The sequence below is a fragment of the Ruficoccus sp. ZRK36 genome (assembly GCF_019603315.1).
Lineage (GTDB): Bacteria > Verrucomicrobiota > Verrucomicrobiia > Opitutales > Cerasicoccaceae > Ruficoccus.
In genome coordinates, this window is sequence record NZ_CP080649.1 from 1806292 (window position 1) to 1832290 (window position 25999).

Annotated in this window: 23 protein-coding genes; 18 read left to right on the forward strand and 5 right to left on the reverse strand. The window is 53.3% G+C overall.

Annotated features, from left to right (window positions below; genetic code table 11):
- Window positions 1-5 precede the first annotated feature (5 nt).
- The 8 genes from K0V07_RS07940 (at window position 6) to K0V07_RS07975 (ending at window position 8282) form a co-directional block, all read left to right on the forward strand.
- Window positions 6-866 carry a hypothetical protein gene (locus tag K0V07_RS07940; protein ID WP_220623995.1) on the forward strand — a complete coding sequence of 287 codons (861 nt, stop codon included), beginning with the start codon at window positions 6-8 and terminating at the stop codon, window positions 864-866.
- Between the two features lie 270 nt (window positions 867-1136).
- The gene (locus K0V07_RS07945; RefSeq protein ID WP_220623996.1) at window positions 1137-2171 is read left to right on the forward strand and encodes a LacI family DNA-binding transcriptional regulator; all 1035 of its coding nucleotides are present in this window, start codon (window positions 1137-1139) and stop codon (window positions 2169-2171) included.
- 121 nt (window positions 2172-2292) lie between these two features.
- Entirely contained in the window at window positions 2293-2967 is a 675-nt protein-coding gene (locus tag K0V07_RS07950; RefSeq protein WP_220623997.1) for a type II secretion system protein, read from the forward strand.
- A 31-nt stretch (window positions 2968-2998) separates the two neighbouring features.
- Window positions 2999-3616 (forward strand): hypothetical protein, encoded by a 618-nt coding sequence (locus K0V07_RS07955; RefSeq protein WP_220623998.1) that lies wholly within the window; start codon window positions 2999-3001, stop codon window positions 3614-3616.
- Between the two features lie 21 nt (window positions 3617-3637).
- On the forward strand, window positions 3638-5581 hold the full coding sequence (locus K0V07_RS07960) for a heparinase II/III family protein (protein ID WP_220623999.1): 1944 nt from the start codon (window positions 3638-3640) through the stop codon (window positions 5579-5581).
- 55 nt (window positions 5582-5636) lie between these two features.
- Complete coding sequence (locus K0V07_RS07965) at window positions 5637-6323, forward strand: DUF6250 domain-containing protein (protein ID WP_220624000.1); 687 nt, start codon at window positions 5637-5639, stop codon at window positions 6321-6323.
- A gap of 1024 nt (window positions 6324-7347) precedes the next feature.
- Window positions 7348-7575 (forward strand): hypothetical protein, encoded by a 228-nt coding sequence (locus tag K0V07_RS07970; RefSeq protein WP_220624001.1) that lies wholly within the window; start codon window positions 7348-7350, stop codon window positions 7573-7575.
- A gap of 59 nt (window positions 7576-7634) precedes the next feature.
- Window positions 7635-8282 carry a Fic family protein gene (locus K0V07_RS07975; protein ID WP_220624002.1) on the forward strand — a complete coding sequence of 216 codons (648 nt, stop codon included), beginning with the start codon at window positions 7635-7637 and terminating at the stop codon, window positions 8280-8282.
- A gap of 263 nt (window positions 8283-8545) precedes the next feature.
- Here K0V07_RS07975 and K0V07_RS16660 read toward each other — a convergent pair whose 3' ends face one another.
- Window positions 8546-8845: a topoisomerase DNA-binding C4 zinc finger domain-containing protein gene (locus K0V07_RS16660; protein ID WP_345778164.1), complete on the reverse strand. Its 300-nt coding sequence runs from the start codon at window positions 8843-8845 to the stop codon at window positions 8546-8548.
- Window positions 8802-9221, reverse strand: a complete 420-nt coding sequence (locus tag K0V07_RS07985; RefSeq protein WP_220624004.1) for a nuclease-related domain-containing protein — start codon at window positions 9219-9221, stop codon at window positions 8802-8804. Before K0V07_RS07985 ends, K0V07_RS16660 begins: the two co-directional genes overlap by 44 nt.
- Before the next feature lie 425 nt (window positions 9222-9646).
- Here K0V07_RS07985 and K0V07_RS07990 point away from each other — a divergent pair, with 425 nt between their 5' ends.
- The 4 genes from K0V07_RS07990 to K0V07_RS08005 all read left to right on the forward strand — a co-directional run bounded on the left by K0V07_RS07990 (window position 9647) and on the right by K0V07_RS08005 (window position 15091).
- On the forward strand, window positions 9647-10363 hold the full coding sequence (locus K0V07_RS07990; RefSeq protein ID WP_220624005.1) for a hypothetical protein: 717 nt from the start codon (window positions 9647-9649) through the stop codon (window positions 10361-10363).
- Between the two features lie 7 nt (window positions 10364-10370).
- On the forward strand, window positions 10371-11849 hold the full coding sequence (locus tag K0V07_RS07995) for a serine/threonine-protein kinase (RefSeq protein ID WP_220623315.1): 1479 nt from the start codon (window positions 10371-10373) through the stop codon (window positions 11847-11849).
- 181 nt (window positions 11850-12030) lie between these two features.
- Window positions 12031-13998 carry a DUF5131 family protein gene (locus K0V07_RS08000; protein WP_220623316.1) on the forward strand — a complete coding sequence of 656 codons (1968 nt, stop codon included), beginning with the start codon at window positions 12031-12033 and terminating at the stop codon, window positions 13996-13998.
- Window positions 13999-14011: 13 nt separating this feature from the next.
- Complete coding sequence (locus K0V07_RS08005) at window positions 14012-15091, forward strand: hypothetical protein (protein ID WP_220623317.1); 1080 nt, start codon at window positions 14012-14014, stop codon at window positions 15089-15091.
- Between the two features lie 241 nt (window positions 15092-15332).
- Here K0V07_RS08005 and K0V07_RS08010 read toward each other — a convergent pair whose 3' ends face one another.
- Genes K0V07_RS08010 through K0V07_RS08020 form a run of 3 tightly spaced genes read right to left on the reverse strand, consistent with a single transcriptional unit; the run spans window position 15333 to window position 17542 of the window.
- On the reverse strand, window positions 15333-15890 hold the full coding sequence (locus K0V07_RS08010) for a hypothetical protein (protein ID WP_220624006.1): 558 nt from the start codon (window positions 15888-15890) through the stop codon (window positions 15333-15335).
- Window positions 15891-15918: 28 nt separating this feature from the next.
- Complete coding sequence (locus tag K0V07_RS08015) at window positions 15919-16347, reverse strand: hypothetical protein (RefSeq protein WP_220624007.1); 429 nt, start codon at window positions 16345-16347, stop codon at window positions 15919-15921.
- A 10-nt stretch (window positions 16348-16357) separates the two neighbouring features.
- Window positions 16358-17542, reverse strand: a complete 1185-nt coding sequence (locus K0V07_RS08020) for a hypothetical protein (RefSeq protein WP_220624008.1) — start codon at window positions 17540-17542, stop codon at window positions 16358-16360.
- A 130-nt stretch (window positions 17543-17672) separates the two neighbouring features.
- Here K0V07_RS08020 and K0V07_RS08025 point away from each other — a divergent pair, with 130 nt between their 5' ends.
- The 6 genes from K0V07_RS08025 to K0V07_RS08050 all read left to right on the forward strand — a co-directional run bounded on the left by K0V07_RS08025 (window position 17673) and on the right by K0V07_RS08050 (window position 25999).
- The gene (locus K0V07_RS08025; protein ID WP_220624009.1) at window positions 17673-17942 is read left to right on the forward strand and encodes a helix-turn-helix transcriptional regulator; all 270 of its coding nucleotides are present in this window, start codon (window positions 17673-17675) and stop codon (window positions 17940-17942) included.
- 426 nt (window positions 17943-18368) lie between these two features.
- Window positions 18369-18545, forward strand: a complete 177-nt coding sequence (locus K0V07_RS08030; protein ID WP_220624010.1) for a type II toxin-antitoxin system ParD family antitoxin — start codon at window positions 18369-18371, stop codon at window positions 18543-18545.
- 5 nt (window positions 18546-18550) lie between these two features.
- A complete protein-coding gene (locus K0V07_RS08035) occupies window positions 18551-20569 on the forward strand; it encodes a class I SAM-dependent DNA methyltransferase (protein WP_220624011.1) in 2019 nt (672 codons plus the stop codon).
- A gap of 161 nt (window positions 20570-20730) precedes the next feature.
- Window positions 20731-21825, forward strand: a complete 1095-nt coding sequence (locus K0V07_RS08040) for a restriction endonuclease subunit S (protein ID WP_220624012.1) — start codon at window positions 20731-20733, stop codon at window positions 21823-21825.
- Window positions 21826-21828: 3 nt separating this feature from the next.
- Complete coding sequence (locus K0V07_RS08045; protein WP_220624013.1) at window positions 21829-23031, forward strand: Shedu immune nuclease family protein; 1203 nt, start codon at window positions 21829-21831, stop codon at window positions 23029-23031.
- Window positions 23024-25999, forward strand: a complete 2976-nt coding sequence (locus K0V07_RS08050; protein ID WP_220624014.1) for a DEAD/DEAH box helicase family protein — start codon at window positions 23024-23026, stop codon at window positions 25997-25999. The genes K0V07_RS08045 and K0V07_RS08050 overlap by 8 nt, the downstream gene beginning before the upstream one ends.

Below are 25999 nucleotides of genomic sequence, written 5' to 3' on the forward strand. Positions count from 1 at the left end.
TATCAATGAAGAACAAAGCCCTAACCCTTGCACTGTTTTCCTGTGTTGTTTGCACCGCTGGCTTCGGCCAATGGACGTCCCAGCTCTCCGACAACTTCGACAGCTACAGCTTCGGAGATCAGCCGGGTGGCTACTGGTACAACTCCAGCGCCACGACGGATACTGGCGCAAACTCCCTCGTGACCAATCAGGACGGGGGTACCAGCTCCACCAATGTGACGCTGCCAGCCAATAACCTCGGAGGCGGCAATGCCCTCTATTTCTTTGACACTTCTGGCGGGGCTACGCGTGCGGCGATGAATGTCAGCTCCACAGGTAGCAACTTTGATGTCGTGCGGGTAAGCTTCGACTTCAGCCTTCCGACCATTGTCAGTGGTACATCGACCTTTGGTGTAATCACGCTGACCAGCGCTGATAACACTAATTTTTCCAGCAGTAGCGACCGGGCTGTCTCGATCAGTGTGAAAAACGATGGCCAACTGGTCTGGAGTGGCGGCAGCCATACGCTGAGTAACCCGAGCAGTGCGCATTCGCTCTCGATCGTGGCCAATGGTACGGACGCCGACTATTCCTATGCTGCTCTTGATGGTAGCGGGACGAGCACCATCTCCAGCTACAGCTTCGACCTTTACGTCGACGATGCGCTGATCAAAACATCTATCGCATTCTCTACCGATTCGGTTGAGCTGGGACGCTTTGGGTTTACGACATTTGGCGGGGCACAGGGAGACTTCATGATTGATAACCTGGAGATGTACTCTGCCGCAATCCCCGAGGCCTCCACCATGATGCTGCTCGCGCTGAGTCTGGGGGTGCTCCCGATGGCGTTGCGCTATCGGGCCCGCCGGAAGTCGCGTACGAATTAGTAAAATCATTGGGGATATACTGAGGTGTAGGCGCTCCCGTGCCAGGAGTACCTGCACCTGATGAAGGGGACATCCGTAAAGTCTCTGTTGTGGTTGTGTGCCCGCGTGTGAGGATTATTGGGTTTTTCCTCACCCGGGCACGCGAGGGTTGAGAAGACTTTCAGGACGAAATAACCTCGATCGCATAGATGCGCCTGCGTTGCTGCAGGTTAGCCTCTTTGTACTTTATTGTTCGCGTATCGGGCGAAGAAAACTCATTTTGCGCGAAGAGTGAAACGCGTTACCCTTAAGGATGTCGCCCAGGAGGCGGGGCTTCATGTCACCTCGGTGTCCATGGCCATGCGGAACCATCCGCGTATCTCATCGGCCACTCGGGAGCGGGTTCAGGCGATTGCCAAGCGTATGGGCTATTGTCCGGATCCGGTTTTGTCTGCACTGAATGCCTATCGCCATAGTAAGCAGCGGCCCGCCTATCAGGCGACGCTGGCCTGGATCAACGACGGACCCCACCGGCCAGAGAATGAAATGCCGTGGTGGTACAGCGATTACTTTGTCAGTGCGCAGGAGCGTGCCCAGGAGCTGGGCTACAAGCTTGAGGAGTACTGTATCCCGGACCTGAAGATGGACGGCGTCGGCATCTCCCGTATGCTGAGCAGCCGGAACATTCCGGGGATCATTATTGCTCCCCTGCCACTGGGGCGCACGCATACCATCGACCTGAAGTGGGACCGTTTCTCTGCGCTCGCTATCGGGTACTCCCTGATCCGTCCACGCCTGCATGTTGTGACTAATCACCACTACCTGACGATGCAGGAGGTCATTACAAAGCTGCGTTCCCTGGGCTATGAGCGTGTGAGCCTCGTTTGCTGTCACGATAATGATCGCCGGGTCAACTACGCCTATACGGCCATGCACTGGGTGGATTATTATCAGCAGCCGACTTCACGCCGAGTGCCGCCCTTGATGTTCAAAGAGGCGTTGCCCACGCAAGAGAAGCTTTTGCGTTGGTATGAACGCTATAAGCCCACTGCTGTGATCTGCAATGACCAGAAGATTACCCAGATGTTTGTCGATCTCGGCATTATGCCAGGGCGGGACATTGCTGTTGCCAGTGCGCGTGCGAGTAATCCGCCTGGCGAGCGGGTCCATGCCGGAATGGATCAGAACGGCCATTCCATCGGTTCGCTGTCTGTGGATATTTTGGTTGGGATGATGCAGCGTAACGAGCGCGGTATCCCTGCTGTGCCAAATGTGACGATGGTAAACAGTCAGTGGGTCTCTGGCTGGACTGTGAAGGAAGATTGATTCTCCTGTCCCTGGCAGTGCGTGCAATGCGTAGCTATTGGGAGCATATGTCTCCTTGTTGCTCTATAGATAGAACTATGGAGTGTTTGCTGGGGTTGATGACCGGAGACATATTGAATGCATGCTTAGTACCCGTCGTTACCCCCTGTGGCGAGGATTCACCCTGATTGAGCTTTTGGCAGTTATCGCTATTATGGCGGTCTTGATGGCGATTCTCATCCCGATGGGCCGCAGTGTGCGCGCAGCAGCCGATGATGCGGGATGCGCTTCAAACCTGAGACAGATCGGTACGGCCGTTCAGCTCTATGTAAACGAAAACTCCGGCTACCTGCCGGGGCCATCATGGTCGGCGATCTCGGTGCAGTACAGCCCCCGTGCTGATATTCAAAACACCACTTACGGGATCCGCTATAATCTGTTTACGCACTTGGTCCCTTATTTAAGTCACCTTTCGCAGACAGGTGCCCGTACCTACGAGGAACTCGCGTGTCCGGGCTGGCGGAGGGAAGCCACTGACTTAACCAAGCCCTGCTACATCGCCCAAGACACCTTGCGCGATAGTAAGGGCGTTACTTTCCGCCCATGGGGTAATGCGGGATCCGGTGAGGCGCCGAGCGAATCCGTTTACCAGATCGAGTCGCCGTCCAGCACATGGGCAATCCGCGATGTGGATAAAGGTAATTTCTCGAATACATCCTCCTCTTACTATTCCAGTTTGCCGGACAGGCCTGTTCATGGTGATCACCGGAATGTCCTCTACTTCGACTGGCATGTTGGCTCAGTGGATGCAGACTAAGCCTACTCCTTGAATACGAAAATTTGAATCCATGACCTGCGCTAAAACTTATCCCTCATTCTTCTATTTGAAACGTGTGCTGATGGCTGGTCTGATGCTGGCTGGCACCACTATGCTGCATGCCTCTGACGATCTGATCGAGAACGGCACTTTCGAGCACGGAAAGAGCAATTGGCGTATCTATATCCCTGACGGTAATGATGGGGTCGGCGCGCAGTTCGACATCACGCAGGAAGCACAGGACGGCGTTGTTTCTTCCGTAGCCTGTCTCAAGTCGACAGAGACAGCCCGCTTTTGCATCAGCCAAAAGAAAACACCTACGCTGGAACCGGGGCGGTATCGCCTCCAGGCTCGTGTACGTGCCGGGGATGACTTTGAGCCTAAGAAATGGACGCCGGGTTTTGTGGTGCGGCTGACGCAGAAGTTCAAGGATGGACGCAAACCCGTTCACGTCTTTGTTAACTGGAAAGGACAAAAATCCACTTCGATCAAATTCCCGGGTCAAGACCCTCTGCCAACGTCATGGACGACGATAGAGGTCGTGCTTGGTGTCGATGATACTACTCGCGACGTTAGCCTCGACTTCTTTATCTGGGAGGGGAAGGGGAGCGTTTATCTGGATGATGTTTCGCTGGTTCGCCTCGACTAGTTGGATTTTACCATGTTTGCCATGAAAACCCCCATCTCCTACATGTGTCTGACCGTTGTCTCTTTGTTGATTACGGCTGCCTGCTCAAGGCCATCCGTGGAGGTGCCTGCCTCCTCTGAAGGCGCGGCTTCCTCAGTCGCTATCGATAATGCTTCGGCAGATGTGTCCTCCCAGGTTCCGCTCTTGCTCTCGGGCGAACGGCTCTCTCATATCCGCGAGCAGGCTCGTCAGGACCCCTTGCTGGAGGAGGTGCTGGAAATGTTGCGATCGGTGGGTGAGGCTAACCTTGAAGAGCCGCCGATTGGCCCCCTGGAAAAATCGCCGGAGTTGCAGCAATGCCGTCGCGCTTCCAGCCGTTTGCTGACGAATGCCTTTCTCTATCGACTGGATGGCGATGAGCGCTACCTCTACCGCACGCGTGAGAACCTGTTGCAGGTCTGCGACTGGCCGGACTGGAACCCCCGCAAATTTCTCTGTGAGGGTGAGACGGCCTTTGCCGTAGCCGTTACGTATTCGTGGATCGCAGACAAGCTGTCGGAAGAAGACGCGGCCACCATCAAGGCTGCGCTCTACGACAATCTTCTCAGGGATGCCCCGCAGTATTACTCGCGTACGCCGATCAAGGGGCTGAACTGGCACGCTTTCGGAGAGAGTGCCAAGACCATCAATAACTGGAACTTTATCTGTAACGCGGGCTTCCTCGCCGCGGCGATTGTTTTGCAGAGTGATTACCCCGAGCTGTCGGGGCAGGTGATTACGGATGTGGGAGAATCGTTGCCGCTGGCAATGGTCAACTACGCGCCGGATGGTATCTGGCCAGAGGGCCCCGTGTACTGGCACTATGGGACGGGCTATCTGGTCAATACTCTTGAGTTGCTTCATCAACAGGGCGGCCAGGCGGCTGTCGTCGAGGAGAAGCTGGTGCAGATGTCGGGCTTTGCCAACACGCTGGACTACATCCTCAATGCTTTTGGCCCGAGCGGAGTGGCATTTAATTATGCCGACTGTAAGCCCGTGCCGGAGTATCGTGGCAATATCTTTAACCATCTGTGGCTGGCCAAACGCTTTCAGCGTAGCGATACGCTGCCACTGCTCAGGGACATCGTCAAAAAACGGCTCGATGCCTCTACGGGTATGGATTGGTCCCGGGATGGTCGCCCGCTACTCTTTTCGGCACTGTATTTCCCGAGCGAGCAGAAGCAGGGGGCCGAAACACAACTGCCGCTGGATATCTTTATGGATGGAAACACCGAGTTGGTGGTCATGCGCTCGGACGATGGGCCTGAGCCGATGTGGGCTGCTCTCAAGGGCGGGTTTAATGGACTGCCTCACGGGCATCTCGACCTGGGCTCATTTGTGCTGGAGTCGCAGGGCGTACGCTGGGCTCAGGATCTCGGCCCAGAGGCTTATCTGCCCGGCTATTGGCAGGACCAAAACGGCGGCTCGCGTTGGGAGTTTTACCGGACGAATAATCGCAGCCACAGCACGCTGACACTGGGTGATGCACTACAGGATGCTAACGCACAGGCAGAGGTCGTGGAATTCTCCTCAATGCCGGATGAAGTCTCGGCTACGATTGATCTGTCGGCGGTTTATCCGGGGCAGGTAGACAGCCTGACGCGTACGCTCACGATGTGGCGATCTGCGAGTGACGATGATAATTCACCACCTGAGTTGCTGGTCGAAGATACCTTCGAGGGGCTGAGAGGTGGCACAGAAGTGACGTGGCGTATGATGACGCAGGCTCAGGCTCGTATTGCGGAGGATGGCCGATCAGTCGTCTTGGAGCAGGCAGGAAAGTCGTTGCGGCTGGAAATCGTTGAAGGCGATGCCTCCGCGCAGTTTTCGCTGCGTCCGGCCATCCCACCGACCATGCTTGAAGATCCCAATGAGGGCTATTCTGAGTTGCTTATTAAGTGGACGCCGACCGAGGATAACGAAGTGCTCGGTGTGAGCATCCGGTAGTCATTCAATCGATTGTTTTGGTTTAGGGATGTGCTTTTCAAAAGTAGTCCGGGGCGTGCTATCTGTAGCCGCGGTGCCACTCATCCCGTCTGCCTTGTCGGGTGACATTTACGAGGTCGGCGGTCGCGATTATTGTGTGGAGTGGAGGCTGAATGAGACCTTTGACTCGGATGGCTGGGCGAGTCGTTGGACGGTGGAAAGCCAGGGTTCAACGGTCGTTGCCGAGGAGGGGATGCTACGTATTCGCCGTAACGGTGTTGATAAGGCGACGGGAGGGGTGACGGTGTGGTACGATGAGGATTTGCCGAAAAATGTTCTCATCGTCGTCGATGCCTCAACGGCACCGGGAGATCATGCCTGTAATCTGAACTTCTTCATCCATGCAAGCGAAGCTGACGGTAGCCCACTGATCTATGGGCGCAGTGCTGAGTATAAACTATACCATGAGATTCCGAACTACCTCTTTACGCTGACGGGAGGGTTTATGGACGGGTGGGCTCGGGGTCGCCGTAATCCGGGCTTTGTGCTGGTGCACGAAGACAAAAGTATCCGCGTTGAATCGGGCCAGCGCTACGAGATCACCATAGTTGTCGATGACGGCCAACTGAGCTATTACCTGAATGGAAAGTTGATTCACCGCTACGTGGATGAGGATCCTCTTCCGGGAGGGCGTTTGGGTCTAAGAAGTTGGTTTTCGGATATAGACTTCGATCGGATACGGATCGCAGCCATCGTAGAATAAGGGCAGTATTCAGATCTAAAAACTTGGTACAACTGCTATTCATCACTCCGATGCCCAACGTAAAAGCTCGGAGTTCTCCTTCTCCAAGTCGCGTAGCCTCACGTCCAAGCCGCCATACTTCCGCTTGTAGCGGTGATACGTCGCCCGTGCTCGCGGCAGGCTTCTTCTAAGTTTAGAGCTTCGCTTGCGCGAAGGGTACGGATAATCTCTTCGGTGCTTCGTCTTCCTCGTTTCATCCTCGAATATCTGTCATTTGACAGAAAATCATTTCATTAACAATGGACCGGTTTTGAGAGGCTCAGACATGGTTTCCTGGATGCCCTGGATGCGGCAGCTTTCGTTGATGGAGAATAAGTGGTCGGGAGCTGGTAGGGGAGAGAGGAAGTAACCCTGTATTCGCTATCATGAAACGACATATCATCGGGCACATAACAGCCCTCTGCGCCGACTTTTTTGACCTCGTTGGCGTAAATCACGCAGAAAACAAAAACGAACGTGCACCTGGAGTACCCTGAAATCCGGGGGAGGGGATCGATTTGGGGTCAAATCCTAGTGGGCTTAGAAAAGGTATTTATTTCTTAAATTGCTTATTGATAGGTGTTTAAGTAGTTTTTTCTTGTTATGCTGTGTTTGGGCGAGTGTTTTCGCTTACTAATATTTAGCAAAAAATTATGCGCAAAATTCTACTAAGGGGTGAATTGCGGGCGATAAGTAGGTGTTATTGACGCTTAATAGTAACTATTTTTCCCAAAAACAGGCCTTATTATTCTTATTGCTACTAAGACTGACCTTATTGGGAATCGGTTTTGAGAGGTAGCCCGACGAGGGGGTGGGGCGTTTTTTGAGGAGGGCTGAAATGTGTCCCCCCTGAGGGATATTCAGGTGTAAACTATGGTTGTCATTGAGGCTATGTTAAATGCCCACATTCAGAATATGACTATTTATTATTGTTTTAGAATGTGCTCAGTCCTATGAAATTTAGGCAGGAATATGGATTGATGAGCGTTACTAGTGCAGTACACTCATGGCACATTACTGCACAGTTAGACTTGAGGCCCGCCTCATGGCCTTCGCCATCGTTTTCGACGAGTGGCTCGCGGAAGGAAAAGTCCGCGGCTACGCCGAACTGACCGCGATCAGTGGTATGGACCGTTCCGACGTCACCCACATCATGAACCTGCGCCTACTGGAACCGGAGAAGCAGGAGCGGCGGCTCGGGATTCGCCTTGAAGCAGGAACCGGTTGTCCGTAGCGTGTCTCTATACTTGTGAATGGCAAATACCGCAGTCTTGAAATCAGGATGGAGTAAGCATGAGTGTAGGCAAGTATCAAACCTCTGCGGGAATTGAGGGCGAATACCAGCCCGGTTCCCGAAAGCGTGTCCTTCGCAATTTATTGGGCATTACCAGCAAGCAGGCCATGGACGAGGCGGAATTCGAGGCTCTGATCGGCGTTCAAGACTGCTATTTGGATGGGGTGACGGAAGATACTGTTTTCACTGCGAATCTATTGCGTCAAATGCACAGGGAGTGGTTGGGGAGCATTTATGAGTGGGCAGGGAGCTATCGAACGGTGGAAATGTCGAAGGCCGGCTTTACGTGGCCCCCTGCTTTTCGCGTTGCGGCCAACATGGAGAGCTTCGAAAGGGATATCCTTCGGAAGATGACACCGTTTCGGCTGGAGGGTCTTGATGCCGGATGCGTTGCCTTGGCCCAAGTGCATGCCGAATTTCTATTGATCCATCCTTTCCGCGAAGGCAACGGTCGAATGGCTCGCTGGTTGACGGATTTGATGTGCCTGCAGGCAGGTTTGCCGCAACCCGAATACGGGTTCGTGGGGCGAGGAAGCCGCCAGAACCAACAGGCTTACCTCCAAGGCGTCATTCGTGGGTATGAGCAAGATTACCGCGCCTTGGCGGATTTTTTCCAGAAGTCCTTGGAGCGAAGCACCACCCGGTGATTGCGAGGCAAACGCAAACCTTCAAAAACGGAGGACTCGTAGGTGCGCCGCTCCAACAGAGAGCGAATCTCCGCAACAGAGTGCACCGCTAGGTGGGGATTGGACTGGCGAAGCGACGGCATGATTTTCCCACAAATATAAGGCATCCTTTTCCAATCGTCAACCGGAATAGCCCGTGATGGAGAGGGCATTTCTGGGGGGTAGAAAAAATGTTCGTTCTTCTGCGTGGGCGTTATTCGAGGATTCCGGGGTACCCCTGCAATTTACAGGCTTTTGGTATATTTGCATTTCGGATACGCCGAGCAACCGAGAAAGGAGTTGCCTGCGTTTTTACCACTCCTGGCGGTTCTGACGACTAATGCTTTTCCGCATTTGGGGCAGACGGTTGTGGAGGCATGACGGCTCTCCAGCGATTGCAGATGTGCCCGACGAGTGAGGGTGGGGTCGTTCCGCAGGCCGGTCAGATATCCCAAGGCCAGGGATGCTTCTTCGGCGCTCACGATCAGTTCGCGGAAACTCTTAATGTAGGGAACCAGGCCCCGGTTCATGACATTGGCGGGCATTTCGGTTTTGAAGGTGCATTCCCCGATGAAAAACACGACGGAGAGGAAACGGTCTTCCGGCAACCCCCATAGATGCGCTCAGGCACTTGATGTGTCGATAATTCTGGTGCAGGGGATTTTGAAAGCTGGATTTTTTGCCGTAAAGTGATTGTGTCCACTTGGCCTGCTTCTCCCCGCCGAAGATCCAGCCGGAATAGTTTTTCGTCTCAATGACAAAGATGCCGACCCGGGAAACAATGACATGGTCGATTTGCGTAGTGCCGTTAGTGGAGGGGGCGATCACGTCATGAAAACGCGGATAGCACTGCTTATCGAGCGTCGCCCAAATCCCAAGAGAAGTCATTTTCTCACCAAGCCAGCCTTTCAACAAACTCATACAACTGGATATTGACTGTTGCATGGCTGAACGCCATTCGATTTTTATCCGTTTTGCATTCCCCAGTCTTATCGGATTGTTGATTTAACTGGGCCGATTCTGAGGTGGTTTTCAGAAAATGGGGCCGGATTTTTGGCGGGTCGGTGTGCCCGCGACAGGGAAAAAATGGGGTAGCAGAGCGGACTTGTCCTGCCGCCCGCATGCACAACTTTGAGGCCTGTCTGCCCTGGTCCCATGTCCTTCAATCCCTATATCTATGGGCGTTCGGGGGCGATTGGCTCCTTCCCGCGATGTCAACCATGGTTGACACCCAACCCTCAGTATTGGTGGGATTACGGACTTTTTAGGGTGTTTTTTCATGGACCACGGGAAATAACCAAATAGAGATAAGGGAGTTTTCGTATCTTTATGACCCCCTGATAGCGATGAATAGCACGCGCAGTGATATCCCCGAGACGACCCGTACGACGGTCGATATCCTGCTTGGCCCGGATAATCCCAGACGTCAGGCCCGCGTTGCTGAAATCGCCGCGATCTATCAGCCTGTTTTAAGAGGGGTTGCCGCCAGCTTTTTGCTCAAGCATGCGGGCAATGGCGAGGGCTTATCAGAGGTGGAGGACCTTGCTGGCAATGAAGTCCTGCTGATGCTGGACCCCGGTCGCGATTATTTCTCGACGTATGACCCGATACGTGGACGGCTGAGGCATTGGATCAAGAGCAGGATCCGCCGCCATGTGCTCGACCACTGGCGTAAGCGCAGGAAGCTGGTGGCGTCCGAACTGGACGAGGAGCACATGCACTCGGAGTCGCAAATCGTCCAGTGCATCGATGAGCTTGAGGTGAACGAAGTCTTTCGTTTGGCCATGCGTCTGACCGCCGAGCACTATGCCGAGCTGGGTCAGTCCGAGCGCTATGAGGCCTATAAGGAACTGAAGTCCGGACAGGAGCGTTCGTCCGGCGTGCAGGCGATGGGCGAGTGGGAGATGCGCACCATCAAGAGCGAGGTGGCCTCCTACATCCGTCAGCAGGCTCTCTGGCGGGCAGCCTTGACGGTGTCCGACAACCCGGAGGATGTGTACGAGCTGGCCGGGGCAGTCTGGGACCGGGCCAAGAACAAGAAAACCCTCGATCTGGATTTTTAAGGGTGTCATGGATTTTTCCGACGACGAGTTGAAGGGCCTGATCGCAGGAGACGGCGGTGCTTTTGACCCCGGAGAGATTATCGGCAATAACTTCGAGGTCCTGGAGTTTATCAAGGAGGGAGCGGACGCGGAGGTGTACCGCGTCAGGAACCTGACAGACGGGCAGGAGTATGCGGCCAAGGTGCCGAAGGATGCGAATGCCTATGGGCAGTTCGAGCACGAGATCGAGTTGTATAATATTTTGAGTCGTCGGCATCGTTCGGAGCACTTGGTGCGGGTGCACCCCTCGATCGACCACCATGGCTGCCCGGTCTTCATTATGGAGTATTTGCACGGTCATACCTTGGCCGAGCGTATTCAGTCCGGGAAGGCGCTTCGCCCGCGGGAGATCGTCAAGATCATCAAAGATATCCTCAGTGGGCTGTCCGAGCTGCACCGCTCAGGGATTATCCACTGCGACGTCAACCCGAACAATGTCATGATCACGCAGCACGGGGCCGTGTTGTTCGATCTGAGCGCGGGCGTCCTAAGCGAGAAGGTCGGTGGGCGTACGCCCAGACGCGGGACCAAGGGCTACATGCCGCCGGATGAATACCTTTCCTATGCCTGGGATGTTTATTCGGTCGGCGTGATTTACTATCAGCTGATGCTCGGAGATTACCCGGCCTGGACGCGACCGGTCGGTGTGCAGGACGAGACGACCAAATCGCTGACGATACCAGAGAAGTTCGGGCGCTACCTGGGGGCGCGTCCGATCGTGGAAAAGGCCCTGCAGCTGGACCCGGATAAGCGCTACCGCAATGCCACGCAGATGCTCGCTCAAATGCGCAACCCGGTCCACAGCCAGCGTTTGTTTGAGGGGATGAATATTTTTAAACGCCGCCACCCACTGTCGTTCTGTGTATTGGGCTTCGTGCTTGTGATCGTTGTGCTGGCTGGTGTTGGGGGCTATCTTTGGTCTACTGGACGAGCCGAGAAACTCAGGGATACCTACTCGCTGAACCTGACCCATCAGGACCATGCCCTCGGATGGTGCTTTCTGTCGAGTGAGGCCTGGGACCTGCACAAGCAGATACAGACGCAACAAAGCGCAATGGATTCACAAGACGGGGCCATCGTAGCAATCGACGAGGTGTTGCTGCGTCTGAAGGATGATGGCAGTAAGCAGTATACGCTCACGCTTGAGTTTTCTTCGTTAGCCAGTGGCAGGTCAGAGGCGGTGGAATTTCCGTTGGAGTGGTCGGAGGTCCAGGGCGGCTACTGCCTGGACCTGAAAGATGCCAGAGTGGTTAAGGGGATCACCCCGAAAACCCGCGTGCTTATCAAATTGAAACGTCACCGGCGTTTGTGGTTGGATAAGGAGTACGCGGCCCCTGAGCGGGCTTTCCAGAGACTTCAGCCTACCCCGAATGGGTGGGTGAGCTGGGAGGACGATGGTACGTCCTTCAGCCTGAGAGTTGGCGGCAGCTACCTGTCCGCGAACTGAGTTTTGCCCCCGGATCGAGATCGATCGGAGAGGGTATTGCTGTGTTTAGGCCTGTGTCCATGCTGGATTTGCGGGGCCGTGCTGTCTTTGCATTTTGAATGCGGGGTAGGGGGATGAGCCTGCCCTAAAAACTTTTTTTCAAAAAAATCCCTCAGGGTGCGGGTGCTCATGCGTAACGGGTATGAAGGGTCGAAACAACTTCGGCCTAAAACTCAAAAATATAAGAAAAACCATGAGTAAAGAAACTCATCCGACCTGGTGCGACAGCACCGCGAATCCCATGATGGGCGGCAAACACAGTGAACTGTTTGCTCCCGCCGACACGATCCTCGATAGCATCGACAAGGTCGTTCATGCCCAGTGTGGCGACTGGACGGAAGGCCAGGCCCGCGAGCTCTACGCAGAGCTGATTAACGAAGCCTACGATGCGATCGAAGCGCCCAGCGAGCATCACAGCAAAGCACTCACCACCACGAACCTCTACCACCTTCGCAAGAAATTTATCGCGAAGGTGAAAGCCGATTACGGGAAGCATTCTTCCGCTGCTGCCCATCGGGCAATTGAGGAGCGGATCACTAGCCATGCTGCCATGCAGCATTTCAAGAAGGGCTACAGCCTGGTAAATCCGGAACGTAAGCCGAAGAAGGGATATGCTCCCACCTTTGAGAGCGTGACCAAATTCAATGGCAGGGGCCGTAAGGCTGCTGCCCTGTCAGACCTGCTTGGCTGTCGCTCGGCAAATGAAGCATGGAAAGTACCGCTCGCCCGCATCATCTGCATCGGTGACCTCGGAGATGCCTTCAGCGATGAGGCGAATTTCGAGTTTCTCGAAGCAGAAATGAAGCAGGCAATCCGTAGTGAAGCAGGCCAGAAACACCTCTGGGTCTGGTCAACCATGTGCCCCGATGTGATGGGCAAGTTCGCTGAACGCATTGGCGGTTTTTTTACCAATGTCTGTGTGATGACGACGCTCACCCGTGTCGACGAAGTCAATCTGAAGCGCTTGGATGATCTCAAGGCCGTCAACGCAGCCATGCGGGCACTATGCCTCATGCCCGCAGCCGAGATTGAGATGGATAAGCTGAATCTCGATAGCATCGACTGGGTCATCCTCGAAGGGGAAAGCAAGCACGGCAAATATCCTCGTGCCTTGACGGTTGAGTGGGTGGAAAAGCTGCGTGCGCACTGTCAGGAGCAGGGCGTGGCTTTCTACCTGCAGCAACTGGGCGGCAATCCATCACAAAACGGCATGACGCTCGGGCTGAAGGACGGGGACGGTGCGGACTGGGACGAATGGTCCTCCACGCTACGTGTGCGCGAATTCCCGCAGGCCTTCCATGAGTTCCGAAAAGAGGAGTTGGATAGTCCGGGCACGGAGTATCCCGACCGGAGTAAGGGGCGTCCGAATACGTCCACCTTGCCCGCTCTGCCTATGGATAAGCTCAATGAAGCCGAGCGCGAGGAGCTGGAGCAGTGCGAGGAATGTATTCAGCGTGGAAAGCATGTATTCGAGAAAGTCGGCTATGCGCTGCTGAAGATCAAGAACGACCGACTCTACCGCGAAAAATACAAAAGCTTCCAGGAGTACTGCGAACTGAAGCATGGGTTCTCGCGTCAATACGGTTACTTGGTAGCCAATGCCGTTGCAGCAAAGGAAATTATCTCTCCGAAGCTTGCCGCGCGTGGTCTGCCGTTAATCGAAACGGAGCGAGGCTTGAGGCTCTTCGGTGGCCTCAAAGGCAGTGCCTATGATGAGGTGATCGATATCGTTGCGGAGGAAATCGGTGAGGAAAAGGCATCCATTCCTTACCCGATTATCGAAAAGGCGGTCAAAACCATCAAGCAGAAGTCCAAGAAGCCGAAGGGGCCTGAACTCGATGATTCTATGGAGGACAAGGCACCGGTGAACGATGCTGTGATGCTCGGTACCGATCTGATGATCGATGAGGATGACACGCCACCGATAAGGCTGAGCAAGCCGATATTCCGGGGATTTCTCCCTCAATCGACCAGCGATAAGTGTACTTCGTCAGGCGAGGGACTCGCTGCCAAACTGCGGCGAGCTGTATCAATGGCAGAAAAAGGTGATCTGACTCAGGTCTACGAGGTTTTGGAAGCGATCCTGAAAGAAAAGGAAGTCAGGTCCTGAACGATAACTCACAATGGCCCGTCAGGCGTGGAAATATGCCTGGCGGGCAACCTTTAACAAAAAAAACATGAACTACACATCACCTTATTCCTACAACTTCAAGGAGTTGATCCGTCAGCGAAAACGATATGCCAAGGCTCTGGTTTCATTATGTGCAACGCTTCCTGGACCGAACAAGGGGTTATACACACTGATCATTCGGGACCTGATTTATCACTTTGACCGTACCGCAGCAGGCTATTGCCGATCCTCTATCAAGCATGACGGTAGACTCTGGAATGCGGATAACTACGAGGTCCTGACGAAGCGGTATAATAGGAAACTCAAAAAGCCTGTCAGCGTAAAGACCGTGAAGCGGTACCATGCTGACATGAAGAAAAATGGGCTGCTCTATACCTCTCGCTACATTTTTCGTGGCAAGAATACCCTGCATCGAAGCATTAATATCCCGGTTATGGAGGAGGTGCTTCTGAGCGTGGATCGAGCAATTCGCCTGCGCAACGATAAAGCGTTGCAAGAGCACGAATATGACGAACTGAGGTCTATGGTTGATGAAGCGAAACGCAAAGACATATGCCGCGAGAAATATGGCGTTGTCCCGTTTACCTATCAGACGAACGGTGAAATCGATCAGATTGTGGAATCCACGATCGAATTTGGCCACCTGTTGTTCAACCTGGGGCGGCTTACCGACACGGCGAAACGACCGACGCAGCGAGCTCGGGCCAGAATCAGGCGATTGGTTGAGCTTCGCATTCTCGGCCCTCAGTTTCTTGTTTGTTTGCGAGCCGCAATAGACCATGGGGAGTTCGAGAACGAAAAGTCTATCATCACGCACCGTTTTTGGCCAAATTGGCTGGAGACTTTTTACCCCGAAGAAGGAGAGGAGTCTATTGAGGATGGCCTTGCCGCTTCCTGGTTCCAGTTTGATGGTGCAGAGGATTCGACATGGATGACGCCCAGCATGCGGTACAACTTTCGGCGATGCCATGGGTTGTTCTGCGGGTATCTGGATAGTGTGAGGTACGCTGAAAGTACCAAAAAACTTGTTCAGGAAGCTACGGAGAGTACGGGTGAAAACGAGATTGTGTAATGTCCCTGATCCTTCCGGATTTGTCCCTGGGAAGCCATATTTTTTCCTCAAGGCTGTCCCTAAGGAATGTCCCCAATATTACTGAATGTGTTACTGAATTGAATATACTGAATATGTCCTGAATTCTTATCTGAACAATATAAAGAGAAAGAGACCTCACCTTACTGGTGAGGTCTTTCTATGTCTTTTATATTTAGCTAAACACGTAGATCCATGTCGTCCATGCTTGTCGTTCGACAGATCATCCATCGGCTGTGTGCTGGTACTGTACTCCATCGAAGATATAAACATGCTGGGAGTGGGGGATGCCTGTGTTCAGGGTTTGATGTCCTTCCTCGTTCACAAACTCCAGGGAACCATCACCGTCAAAGTCCCAAAAGTAATACACCTCTCCAGTCCCCTCTATCGGGGACAGTTCTTTAGGCCCATCCTCATGCAGGATAAAGACGCGCATCACCCAGGCAGGGGAACCCGACGCGGGAAAGGTTTTTACGCTCTCCAGAACAGCCAAGGCTGGGACCCCGTTTACAGGTATCGGTTCCCAAGGTTCCAGAAAACAGAAGATCGACATAGGCTCATAGGGCAGTTCCAGGCAGGTGTCCGCGCCCAACCTCTTTGCATACCTTGGCCTAATCGTTAGGGGCACCTGATCCTTCAGGGGGATTTGGATTTCTGTGACATAACCTTCAGCGTCTTTTTCCAGGTTAATCTCATGCTCACTGGCAGCCGTTGTTGCCATACCACTTAGGAAGCACGTCAAGAAGGCCACCAGGAGGGTGCTGGAGAGCGTTTTAATCATCAAAGGCCAGATGGGTTGCTTGCCGCATTTAAAGAGGCTGAGAGGGCGTTTGGGCGTTGGGCTTCTTGGGGCACAGGTTGATCCCGTTTCCCAGGCGGATCGGAATGACCCGTATCGGCAGTTCGAAGCTCTGCACGACCTGTTGCAGACGCGTCAGATATTTTTCCTGATCAGGCTTTTCGATGACCAGGATGATGGCTGCTTGTCGTCCGGTTTGAGCAGCGTAGTTCAGGCTCTGCCCGATGGCTTCGGCCCACTTGTCAGCAAAGTCCACCTCGATGGCATAGGTATCGGTCAGGATGTCGCAGCGGGTGCCGTTGGGGAGGGCGACCTCTGTCTGGCCGTTCAACTGCGTGGCCGCACGTACCTGATAAAACGCTTCCGGGTGTTCACGCGCTGCCTCCAGGGGCAATGAGCAGATGCCTGCCAGCCCAACCACCAGCAGGAGACGGAGCACTGTGCCCGCGCTAACTGGACTCGGTTGGCTCATCCTCTGCCTTGGCGGGTATCGTGTGCTGTTGTTTGTAGGCGTTGATGACCTGCATGCGCCGCTGGTTCAGCTTCGCTCCCTGTTCGCACAGGTCGATCCGTTGCAGGGTGTCATTACGCCACTCCAGCTTTTCAGAGGCAACCTCCTGCATGATCGGGAAGGTTCGCTGTGAGCCATCGGCCATCATGATGGGGTCCGAACGTCCTGCGTAGACCAGATCCCGTTCTGCCCACCCGGGGGTATAAAAGACCGTCTCTTGCGTCCTGATGAAGACCAGCTGCTCTCCGACCTCGACCAGGTAAGCCCTCCAGCCCTCACCCGTGATTTCCTGGTCGATCGATGTTTGGCTCAGGTAAAACCGTACCCTTTCTCCGAACTCCTCTTCGCGCTCCTTCAGCATTTCCTGCAAGCCCTTTCCGTACTTTTCGTAGGTCATAGAGGGCATGCCCGTCGTTGTCATCAGGCCCCCCTTGTCGTCCTGCACATAGGCATACGCGTTGTCGTAGGCGATAGAGGACTCGTTTTTAGGCATCATGGTGAGTCCAGGGATTGACGGGAGTCTGTCCCATTGAGCGAACACGCTTTGGTAAATGGTTTCCTGGGTATCCACGGACAGCGCTGACAGGGCAATCCGGTAGTACCGGTCGCCGCTGCGGTAGATGATCGCGTCCAACCCGTCGAGCATCACCACGCAGCCCTCGATGCTTTGCCCAGCGGCATTTTCGAGAGTCATGGGATCGGTTAAACTCCGTCCGTGTCGCAGCGAGTCCAGACGTCCTTGCAGGTCTTTGACCGCGTTGACCACGTGCTCGTTTTGCTCCAGCTCACGACGAGATTTTCTCAGTAGCTGCTCCCCTCGGGCCCGTATGTCTGCCTTGCTCAACGACCGTCCGCTGACAAAGCTTCTCATGTCGCCGGTATTACTCATGCTCTGAGCCTCTTTGATTTTGTCCATCAGTTGCGCATTGCGGAGCTCCAGGCGCGTCAGCAGCGATGGCCACACAGACGGATCGTCCAGACTGTAGTTGCGGCACCATGACGCGAAGGTCGGGTCCTGCTTCAGCAGGATAAAGAGGTCGTCGCGCTCATAGCCTGATTTGTTCAAGGTCTCGTTGATGGAGAACGCGTCCGGCCCGCCGAAAGCCAGAGGGGACACGCACATGATCAGAAGTGCACACAGGGCCAAGTGTACGAGACTTTTAACCGGCCAGTAGGAGAGGGGCGTATTCACAAAACAACCCCAGCGATCACGGGTAACAAAGGCAAGTCTTTTCCCCTACAATCACTGGGGTATGGATTCCGTCGAACGTGTCGCCCGCCGAACCCGTGAGCTTCGTCAGAAGCACGGCCTGACCCAACAGGAGTTGGCCGAACTGGCCGACATGTCAGAGAAGTTCCTCCAGCAGATCGAGGCCTGCCGTAAAAAGGAAATCTGGGTCAGCACCGTTGAGCGCATCGCCGCCGCCTTCAGCCTGGACGTGCATGAATTCCTCGCCCCCGACCTTCCCAGCACCTCTAGGCTTGCCAAGAAAGTCCCCAGCAGCCGGGTACATAGAAGGTAAGGGGATAGGGAGTCTGCTCGGAATAGTGTCAACCATGGTTGACATCTTCCCTCGGGGTAGGGTTGGGCCGTACACTCGGGCTGCTCACCACACTTGGGTTTCGGTAAAAGAAATCGCACCCGATCCCTTCGAAACCAACCTCCAAGGCATGGGCTACACTCGGGCTATGCCCTCCTTCCGCCCAAGCCTTGACACCCCTCTACAACTTAACACTCAATCACATTATTAACCCGCTCAGACTAACAATCAACGCGGTACAGTTTGTATAGGCAGGTCCGCTTCAATATACCATCCTCCTGGTGATCGAACGCTACACGGACTCGCACTGTTTCGTGTTCATCCCTTAGTAAAGGATAGCTGTTGGACCAATAGTTTATTAGTAACAAACTTTGACATTATTGGTCGTTCGTCCAGCATCATGGCGGAATGAATGTTTCCCTAACCGATAAGCTGGAGGATTTCGTCAACGAACTGGTGGCGCAGGGCCGCTATCGCTCTGCCAGCGAAGTCGTCCGCGAAGGGCTTCGGCTGCTTGAAATTAGGGAAGCTCAGCTCAAAAGCGCGTCTGAGATACCCAAAGTGATCAAGACACCTAAGAAGTAACTTTTATGCCCGAAGCGAATATTTCCAACCTAAGTTCCTTTTCATGGTCTATCGCAGAAATTCTGCGGGGTGACTTCAAACAGTCCGAGTATGGCAAGGTGATCTTGCCTTTTGTGGTGCTTCGGCGTTTGGACTGCATTCTCGAAGCCTCGAAGGATGCCGTGCACGCTGCGAATGACAGCTTGCCCGATGGCATCGATGATGCCACGCGGGACATGATGCTCTTCGAGGCCGTTGGTGACGGCATACAGGTCTACAATACGAGCAAGTTCACTTTCGCGAAGCTCAAGGGACAGGATGCCGCCGACCTGCATTCCAATTTGGTCAACTACATCACCAGCTTCTCGCCCAACGTTCGCGACATCTTTCTGGATAAGTTCCGTTTCACGGAGCAACTGAAGCGGCTCAAGGATGGCGGTATCCTCTGGCAGGTCTTCGAGCGTTTCGCATCTATCGACCTGCACCCGTCCGCCCTCACCAATCTGGAGATGGGCTACCTCTTCGAGGATTTGATCCGCCGCTTCTCGGAAATCTCGAATGAGACCGCAGGGGAACACTTTACCCCGCGTGAAGTGATCCGCTTGATCGTCGAGCTACTGATTGCTCAGGACGACAGTAAGCTGGCGGGTAAAGGCGTGATCAGGCAAATTTACGATCCGGCTTGCGGCACGGGCGGTATGCTCGCACTGGCTGAAGAAGCCTTGAAGCAGTTCAACCCCGATGCGCGGGTGGAACTCTTTGGTCAGGAGCTAAACCCAGAGTCCTTTGCCATTTGCCAGTCCGACATGCTGGTGACGGGGCATGACCCCGCCAATATCGCTTTCGGCAATACTTTGACCGAAGACGCGCACGGCTCGAAAAAATTTCACTACATGCTCTCCAATCCGCCTTATGGCGTGGACTGGAAGAAATACGCTGATCCGATCAAGGATGAGCACGCCGAGAAGGGCTTTGATGGACGTTTCGGTGCAGGTTTGCCCCGTATCAGTGACGGTCAGCTTCTCTTCTTGCTGCACATGATTTCCAAAATGCGTGACGACGAAAACGGCAGTCGCGCAGGTATTGTCATGAACGGCTCGCCGCTCTTCACGGGGGGCGCAGGCTCCGGTGAAAGCGAAATCCGCCGATGGATGTTTGAGCAAGACCTTGTTGAGGCCATCGTCGCGCTGCCGACTGACCTTTTCTACAACACGGGCATTCAGACTTATGTTTGGCTCCTAAATAACCGGAAGCCGAAACAACGCCGCGACAGGGTGCAGCTCATCGACGCAAGCAGTGAACGCTTTTGGCAATCAATGCGTAAGAGCCTTGGCTCTAAACGTCGTGCTATTCCCGATGATGCACGCCATGAGATTGTTAAAATCTATGCGGGTATGCTCAACGGCGACGGCGAGTATGCCGAATTCTCGAAAATTTTTGATGCCTCAGACTTTGGCTATCGTGAGATTCGTGTCGAGCGTCCGCTCAAGCTGAACTTCCAAGTGACGGATGAACGCCTAGAGCAACTCAAAGAGGCGAAACCATTCCAGAAACTGGATGAAGCGGATCAGGAAAGCATCCTCGATGCTTTGGCTCAACTTCCCGACGAGAAGTTTATGAACCACGATAGGTTCAGTAAAGTGCTGAACAAAGCCTTGAAAACAACGGAACTGAAAATCGGTGCCCCCATCAAGAAAGCCATTCTTGCCGCACTCTCGGAGCGCGACGAAGAAGCCGATGTTTGCACCGATAAAGACGGTAATCCTGAACCGGATACGGAATTGCGCGATCATGAGCTCGTTCCGCTCAAGGAAAATTGGAAGGAGTATGTTGCCCGTGAAGTCACGCCATTTGTTCCTGATGCATGGGTCGACGCCAACCACACTGATACACAGGACGGCGAAATCGGGCGTGTCGGTTACGAGATCAACTTCAACCGTTACTTTTACCAGTATGTTCCACCGCGCCCATTGGACGAAATCGACACGGAAATGAAGACACTTGAGGCGGAAATTGCCAACTTGCTCAAGGAGGTTGCAGGGTGAGTTCGATATCCAATCAGAGGTTTACAAAGATTACGGACTGCACGCGTTGGCCGAGCAAACGCGCACGCTTTTTATTTCGTGAAAGCCGCCAGAGGGCATCCGATGGCGATGAGGCACTCACTGCTAGCCAAAGCCATGGAGTGATTTCTCAAAAGAGATACATGGAGCTATCTGGAAATCGAGTGACGCTAGCATTAGCTGGGACTGATAACTTTCTTCATGTTGATCGTGATGATTTTGTAATCAGTCTGAGAACCTTTGAGGGCGGGATTGAACGCGCCTATGACACAGGATGCATTAGTCCTGCATACACGGTAATGAAGTCTTCGAGTGAAGTGCTTCCGCCGTATTATCATTATTTGCTAAAGTCCCATAGTTTCATTTCAGGGCTTCAAACTACCGTTACTGGAATACGAGACGGTAAGACGGTAAGATTTGATAACTTTGCTGACTTGATATTGCCAGTTCCCGCGCGCAAAGATCAGCAAGCGATTGCTGATTTCCTTGACTACGAGACCGCTCGCATTGACCAGCTCATCGAGAAGAAGAAACGGCTGGTTGCTTTAGCTTCTTCCTACGTCGAATCACTTGTGGATAGAGCAATTTCTGACTCAAGCTTACCTCGCAAACGCTTTGAGTATCTCACCCGCCGAATGACTCGACCTGTTGATCTTAACAATCACGACGAACTCGTTCGGTTAGGCTTATACAATAGAGGTCGAGGGATTTTTAAAAAGCCTGCCGCAGATGAGGAGGGTATGGGTGCGTCAGATTTCCATTTTATAAAATCTGGCGATCTTATCATAAGCGGCCAATTCGCATGGGAAGGCGCGGTAGCGATGGCAACAGATGACGAGGAAGGATGCGTAGTCTCCCATCGCTATCCTGTTTTCCGAGCTACCGACTCTATAAAGACCGCTTATTTACTCGGCTTTCTCAGAACAAAGCTAGGCGATTTCCTCCTGAATGACTGTTCACGGGGTTCCGCTGGAAGAAACCGACCTTTGAATGCTTGGCGTCTTGGCAAGGAAAAGATTCCAGTGCCTTCTATCGCCTTACAGGAAGAAGTCGAAAGAGCCGTAGTCGCCCATCGAAAAATCAAAATAAAGACTGAAGAATCCATCGAGAAACTGAATGAGTTCCGTTCTGCCTTAATCACGGCGGCAGTCACGGGACAAATCGACGTAAACAAATGGAGCCGCCGAGGGCATTCCGACGCGAAGCTGGATGCCATTGCGAAAGAAATGGAGGCCTAGCGTATGATCGATTTCACAAGGCACGAAGACAAACTCATCATGCGCTATCAGCCAGAGCGCAATGAGGCGTGGCTTGTGGAGCCGTTACAGCGGGACGACGACATCCCGCTTTCGAGCAGGACGTTCTTTGTCCGACAAGAGATTTACCGAGCAGACATAGATGACAGTGATTACGGCATGGATGCCTGCTATCGATTCATCGTCGGGCAGCTCGAAGGCGAGTATTATCGGATGGATAGGCGTTTTCTGGGCATTGAATACGATCTATTCATGCACCAGTCGCTTGCCTTCAAACGCACGACGTTTGTGGCTAAGACTAATCTGGCGATTTTCAGGGGCTTTAATAATTACGGCTTTGAAGAGCTTTGGATCGGCGGGGATAGACCTGATGCATTGCCCAAGCCAGTCTTTGAGGAAATGCTCGATCAGTTCCCGACGACTTGGGAGCTGAAGAGATACGCCAATGCCAGGGTGAGCAGCATCATACGGAACTATGTGCCGCACGAAGTCGATTTTGAGGAGAAGTATCGCTCCTACATGGAGCGAAAACAGTCTCGACAAGGCTTTCAGCCATTGGAGGTCTTTTCCGATTACGAAGCCGAGAAATACTCCGACCTACTGGAGAAGCTGAAGGACATGCTTGCGCAGGCCGAAGGCTATACCGAAGTGCAATGGCAGGCAGAGATCATTCAGATCATTCAGCTACTTTATCCAAAATACGTGCATGCCATTCCCGAAGCTCCCGTTAGAGATAGCCTTGCGGGTAAAAATCGTAAGATTGATTTCATGCTAGTGGATGCATCCGGCTACGTGGATGCCGTCGAGCTGAAGAAGCCCTTTGCTGAGTGTATCGTTACGAATAACCGTTACCGCGATAATCACGTTCCCATGCGTGAACTGAATGGCACGGTCATGCAGCTCGAAAAATACCTGTATCATCTGAACCGCTGGGGGCAGCAGGGAGAGAAAAAACTGAATGAACGCTACGGCGACCAGCTCCCTGATGGTGTAGCCATTAAAGTCGTGAACCCAAGCGGCATGATCATCATGGGGCGCGACAAAGACCTCACAGAGGATCAGCGCAACGATTTTGAGGTGATACGAAGGAAGTATCGCCATGTCTTAGAAATTATGACTTACGATGATATGCTAAGACGCCTTGAAGTTATCCGAAACCAATTGAAGAGAGACGCAGACAATGGCTAAGACGAACAGCTCCATCCACAAAGAAATCGTGCTAGAAGAGCATCTGGTGCAGAACCTATGCTTTGGCTTGGGATATGAAGAGCGCTCGCCGGATGACTTTGACCGCAATCTGGCACTCGATACGGACGTGCTGATCGAGTTTATCCAGCAGACCCAAGCGGATGAGTGGGAAAAACTGACCGCACAATACGCAGACAGCGCGAAGGCCGAGCTACTGAAGCAGCTTGAGAAGGCATTGAAATCTCGCGGCACTCTGGACGTGCTACGCCATGGTCTGAAGCTGATCCCGAATATCCAGCTTCGCTTCTGTTTCTTTCAACCCGCATCCGGCCTGAATGCGGAGCTGGTTTCGCTTTACGAGAACAATCGCCTCACGGTGATCCGGCAGCTCAAATACAGTCAGAAGAATGAAAACGCCATCGACGTTGGGCTGTTTCTAAACGGCATCCCTGTGGCGACACTGGAGCTGAAGAACCTGCTTACAGGTTCCACCTTCAAACACGCGGAGCGGCAATACATCAAAGACCGCTCTCCGGCGGGAGAGCCTTTGCTGACCTTTAAGCGCGGGGCACTCGTGCATTTCGCTCTGGATGAAGACAACGTGTCTATGACTACACGCCTCCAGAACGGAAAAACCCACTTTTTGCCCTTCAATCGGGGCAATGAAGGCGGGGCTGGCAATCCAGACGTGCCGAATGAATTTCGTGTCGCCTATCTCTACAACGACATCGCTGACGAAGACTGGCAGCGCAAAGCGGTATTCAGCCGCGAAGCTTTGCTGGCGATCATTGGCCGCTTCATGCACTTGAGCAAGGAGGCGAATAAGGCCGAAGTGATGATCTTCCCACGCTTTCAACAACTGGATGCGGTATTGAAAATCATGGCACACGCCAAAGCGAAAGGCACTGGCCACAATTACCTCATCCAACACTCGGCTGGCTCTGGTAAGTCCAACACGATTGGCTGGACAGCCCACCAAGTCATCAACCTACACACCGAGGCGGACGAACCGATTTTCGATACGGCGATTATCGTGACCGACCGTATCGTGCTCGACCGCCAGCTTCAGAATACGGTGAAGCAGTTTGAGCAGACGAAAGGCGTGGTGAAAAAGATCGATGGCACGTCCAAGCAGCTCAAGAAGGCGATTGAGGGCGGAGCGCGGATCATCATCACGACAATCCAGAAGTTCGGCACCGATCATTTGAAAACCGTGGCGGGGCAATCAGAGCGAAAATTTGCCATCCTGATTGACGAGGCGCACGGCTCGCAGTCTGGAAAGACTGCTCAGGCCATGACCGATGCACTGACACGGGAAGCCTCTTCGAGTGACGACATCGAAGACATTATTGCCGAATATCAGAAAGGCCGAGGCCCTCAGCCCAATATCAGCTACTTCGCTTTCACCGCTACACCCCGCAACGTGACACTGGAGCGTTTTGGGATACGCGGAGCAGATGGGCTGCCGAGGGCTTTCCACCTTTATTCTATGCGACAGGCTATCGAAGAAGGCTTCATTCTTGATGTCCTGCAAAACTACATGACCTACTCGGCTTACTACAAGCTGGAGAAAACGATTGAGGACGATCCGACGCTGCACACGAAGAAAGCACAGCGTAAGGTGGCTAAATTCGCTCACCTGCATCCGACCGCAATCAGCCAGAAAGTCGAAGTGATTGTGGAACACTTCCGCCGACACGTCATGCAGGAGCTGCATGGACAAGCCAAGGCAATGGTCGTCACTGCCAGCCGTGAAGCCGCCTTGCGCTACTATCAGGGGCTTCAGGAATATATCCGCAAGCAGGGCTATACGGATATGAAGGCACTGGTCGCATTTTCCGGTGAGCTGGAAATCGACGGTGTAACCTATACCGAAGCTGCCGTGAATGGGTTCTCGGAAACGCAGCTTCCCGAAAAGTTTGATACCGAAGAAGACTATCGCCTTCTCATTGTCGCGGAGAAATATCAGACGGGCTTCGACCAGCCGAAACTTTGCTCCATGTATGTGGATCGTAAACTGGCCGGACTACAAGCAGTGCAAACCCTGTCCCGCCTGAACCGCACAATGGTAGGCAAGAAGAACACGTATATCCTCGATTTTCAGAACTCAATCGACGACATCAAAGAAGCCTTCCGTCCCTTCTTCCAAGCGACCACGCTTGAAGAGACTTCAGACCCCAATCAGATTTATGACCTCGAAGCCAAACTCAGGGGCTTTGCCATTCTGGACGAAGGTGAAATCGACCGCTTTTCCGAGATTTTCTTCAGTGTCGATTTAACTTCGAATGATCGAATTCAGCTCGAAGGCTTGGTGCGGGAAGCAGTCAATCGCTTCAGCTATGAGGATGACGAAGGGAAGCAGGAGGAATTTCGCCAGCTTCTGAGGAGCTTCATGCGCTTCTACGCATTTGTCGCCCAGATCGTCAGGCTCTCCGACAACAGCTTGGAAAAGCTTTATGCTTACACCGCTTGGCTCGTGCGCTTGTTGCCGAACCGCGAAGTGCCGCCTGAAATCGAAATCACCAACGAGATGTTGGAGTTGCAGGCGTTCAAAGTCAGCCAGCTGGAAGCTGGCAGCGCGTCACTAGGCGTTGAGGAAGATCAAGCCTTGTATCCAATCAAGGAGTTTGGAGCGAAAACTTACACTCCCGAAGAGGAAAAGTCGCTATCTGAAATCATTGATTCATTCAACGACCGACACGGCACGAACTTCAGCAAGGAAGACTTCCTGCGCTTCGAGCAGGTAAACAAGGAAATCATGGATGAGGACATGAAGGAAATGCTGCGAAACAATCCGCCGGACGTGGTTTTCTCAGCCTTCAGTAATGCCTTCTTCCGTGGCGCAATCCGTATGTTCCAACGGGATTCCGAGATGAAGAACATCATCCTAACCGATGAGAAGGCACGCGAGCAGGCCATCCAGCATTTCTTCAGCCGCGCCATGCGCGAAGCACGAGAGAGCGCGTAG

Coding starts and splice junctions, on each gene's coding strand:
- K0V07_RS07950 (WP_220623997.1), top strand. CDS start 2,293: ATGCTTAGTACCCGTCGTTACCCCCTGTGGCGAGGATTCACCCTGATT.
- K0V07_RS08035 (WP_220624011.1), top strand. CDS start 18,551: ATGCCCGAAGCGAATATTTCCAACCTAAGTTCCTTTTCATGGTCTATC.
- K0V07_RS07990 (WP_220624005.1), top strand. CDS start 9,647: ATGAATAGCACGCGCAGTGATATCCCCGAGACGACCCGTACGACGGTC.
- K0V07_RS07940 (WP_220623995.1), top strand. CDS start 6: ATGAAGAACAAAGCCCTAACCCTTGCACTGTTTTCCTGTGTTGTTTGC.
- K0V07_RS07955 (WP_220623998.1), top strand. CDS start 2,999: ATGACCTGCGCTAAAACTTATCCCTCATTCTTCTATTTGAAACGTGTG.
- K0V07_RS16660 (WP_345778164.1), bottom strand. CDS start 8,845: ATGCCCGCCAATGTCATGAACCGGGGCCTGGTTCCCTACATTAAGAGT.
- K0V07_RS07985 (WP_220624004.1), bottom strand. CDS start 9,221: ATGAGTTTGTTGAAAGGCTGGCTTGGTGAGAAAATGACTTCTCTTGGG.
- K0V07_RS08000 (WP_220623316.1), top strand. CDS start 12,031: ATGAAGGGTCGAAACAACTTCGGCCTAAAACTCAAAAATATAAGAAAA.
- K0V07_RS08040 (WP_220624012.1), top strand. CDS start 20,731: ATGGAGCTATCTGGAAATCGAGTGACGCTAGCATTAGCTGGGACTGAT.
- K0V07_RS07970 (WP_220624001.1), top strand. CDS start 7,348: ATGGCACATTACTGCACAGTTAGACTTGAGGCCCGCCTCATGGCCTTC.
- K0V07_RS08045 (WP_220624013.1), top strand. CDS start 21,829: ATGATCGATTTCACAAGGCACGAAGACAAACTCATCATGCGCTATCAG.
- K0V07_RS07995 (WP_220623315.1), top strand. CDS start 10,371: ATGGATTTTTCCGACGACGAGTTGAAGGGCCTGATCGCAGGAGACGGC.
- K0V07_RS08030 (WP_220624010.1), top strand. CDS start 18,369: ATGAATGTTTCCCTAACCGATAAGCTGGAGGATTTCGTCAACGAACTG.
- K0V07_RS08025 (WP_220624009.1), top strand. CDS start 17,673: ATGGATTCCGTCGAACGTGTCGCCCGCCGAACCCGTGAGCTTCGTCAG.
- K0V07_RS07975 (WP_220624002.1), top strand. CDS start 7,635: ATGAGTGTAGGCAAGTATCAAACCTCTGCGGGAATTGAGGGCGAATAC.
- K0V07_RS08010 (WP_220624006.1), bottom strand. CDS start 15,890: ATGATTAAAACGCTCTCCAGCACCCTCCTGGTGGCCTTCTTGACGTGC.
- K0V07_RS08020 (WP_220624008.1), bottom strand. CDS start 17,542: ATGTGCGTGTCCCCTCTGGCTTTCGGCGGGCCGGACGCGTTCTCCATC.
- K0V07_RS08005 (WP_220623317.1), top strand. CDS start 14,012: ATGGCCCGTCAGGCGTGGAAATATGCCTGGCGGGCAACCTTTAACAAA.
- K0V07_RS07960 (WP_220623999.1), top strand. CDS start 3,638: ATGAAAACCCCCATCTCCTACATGTGTCTGACCGTTGTCTCTTTGTTG.
- K0V07_RS08050 (WP_220624014.1), top strand. CDS start 23,024: ATGGCTAAGACGAACAGCTCCATCCACAAAGAAATCGTGCTAGAAGAG.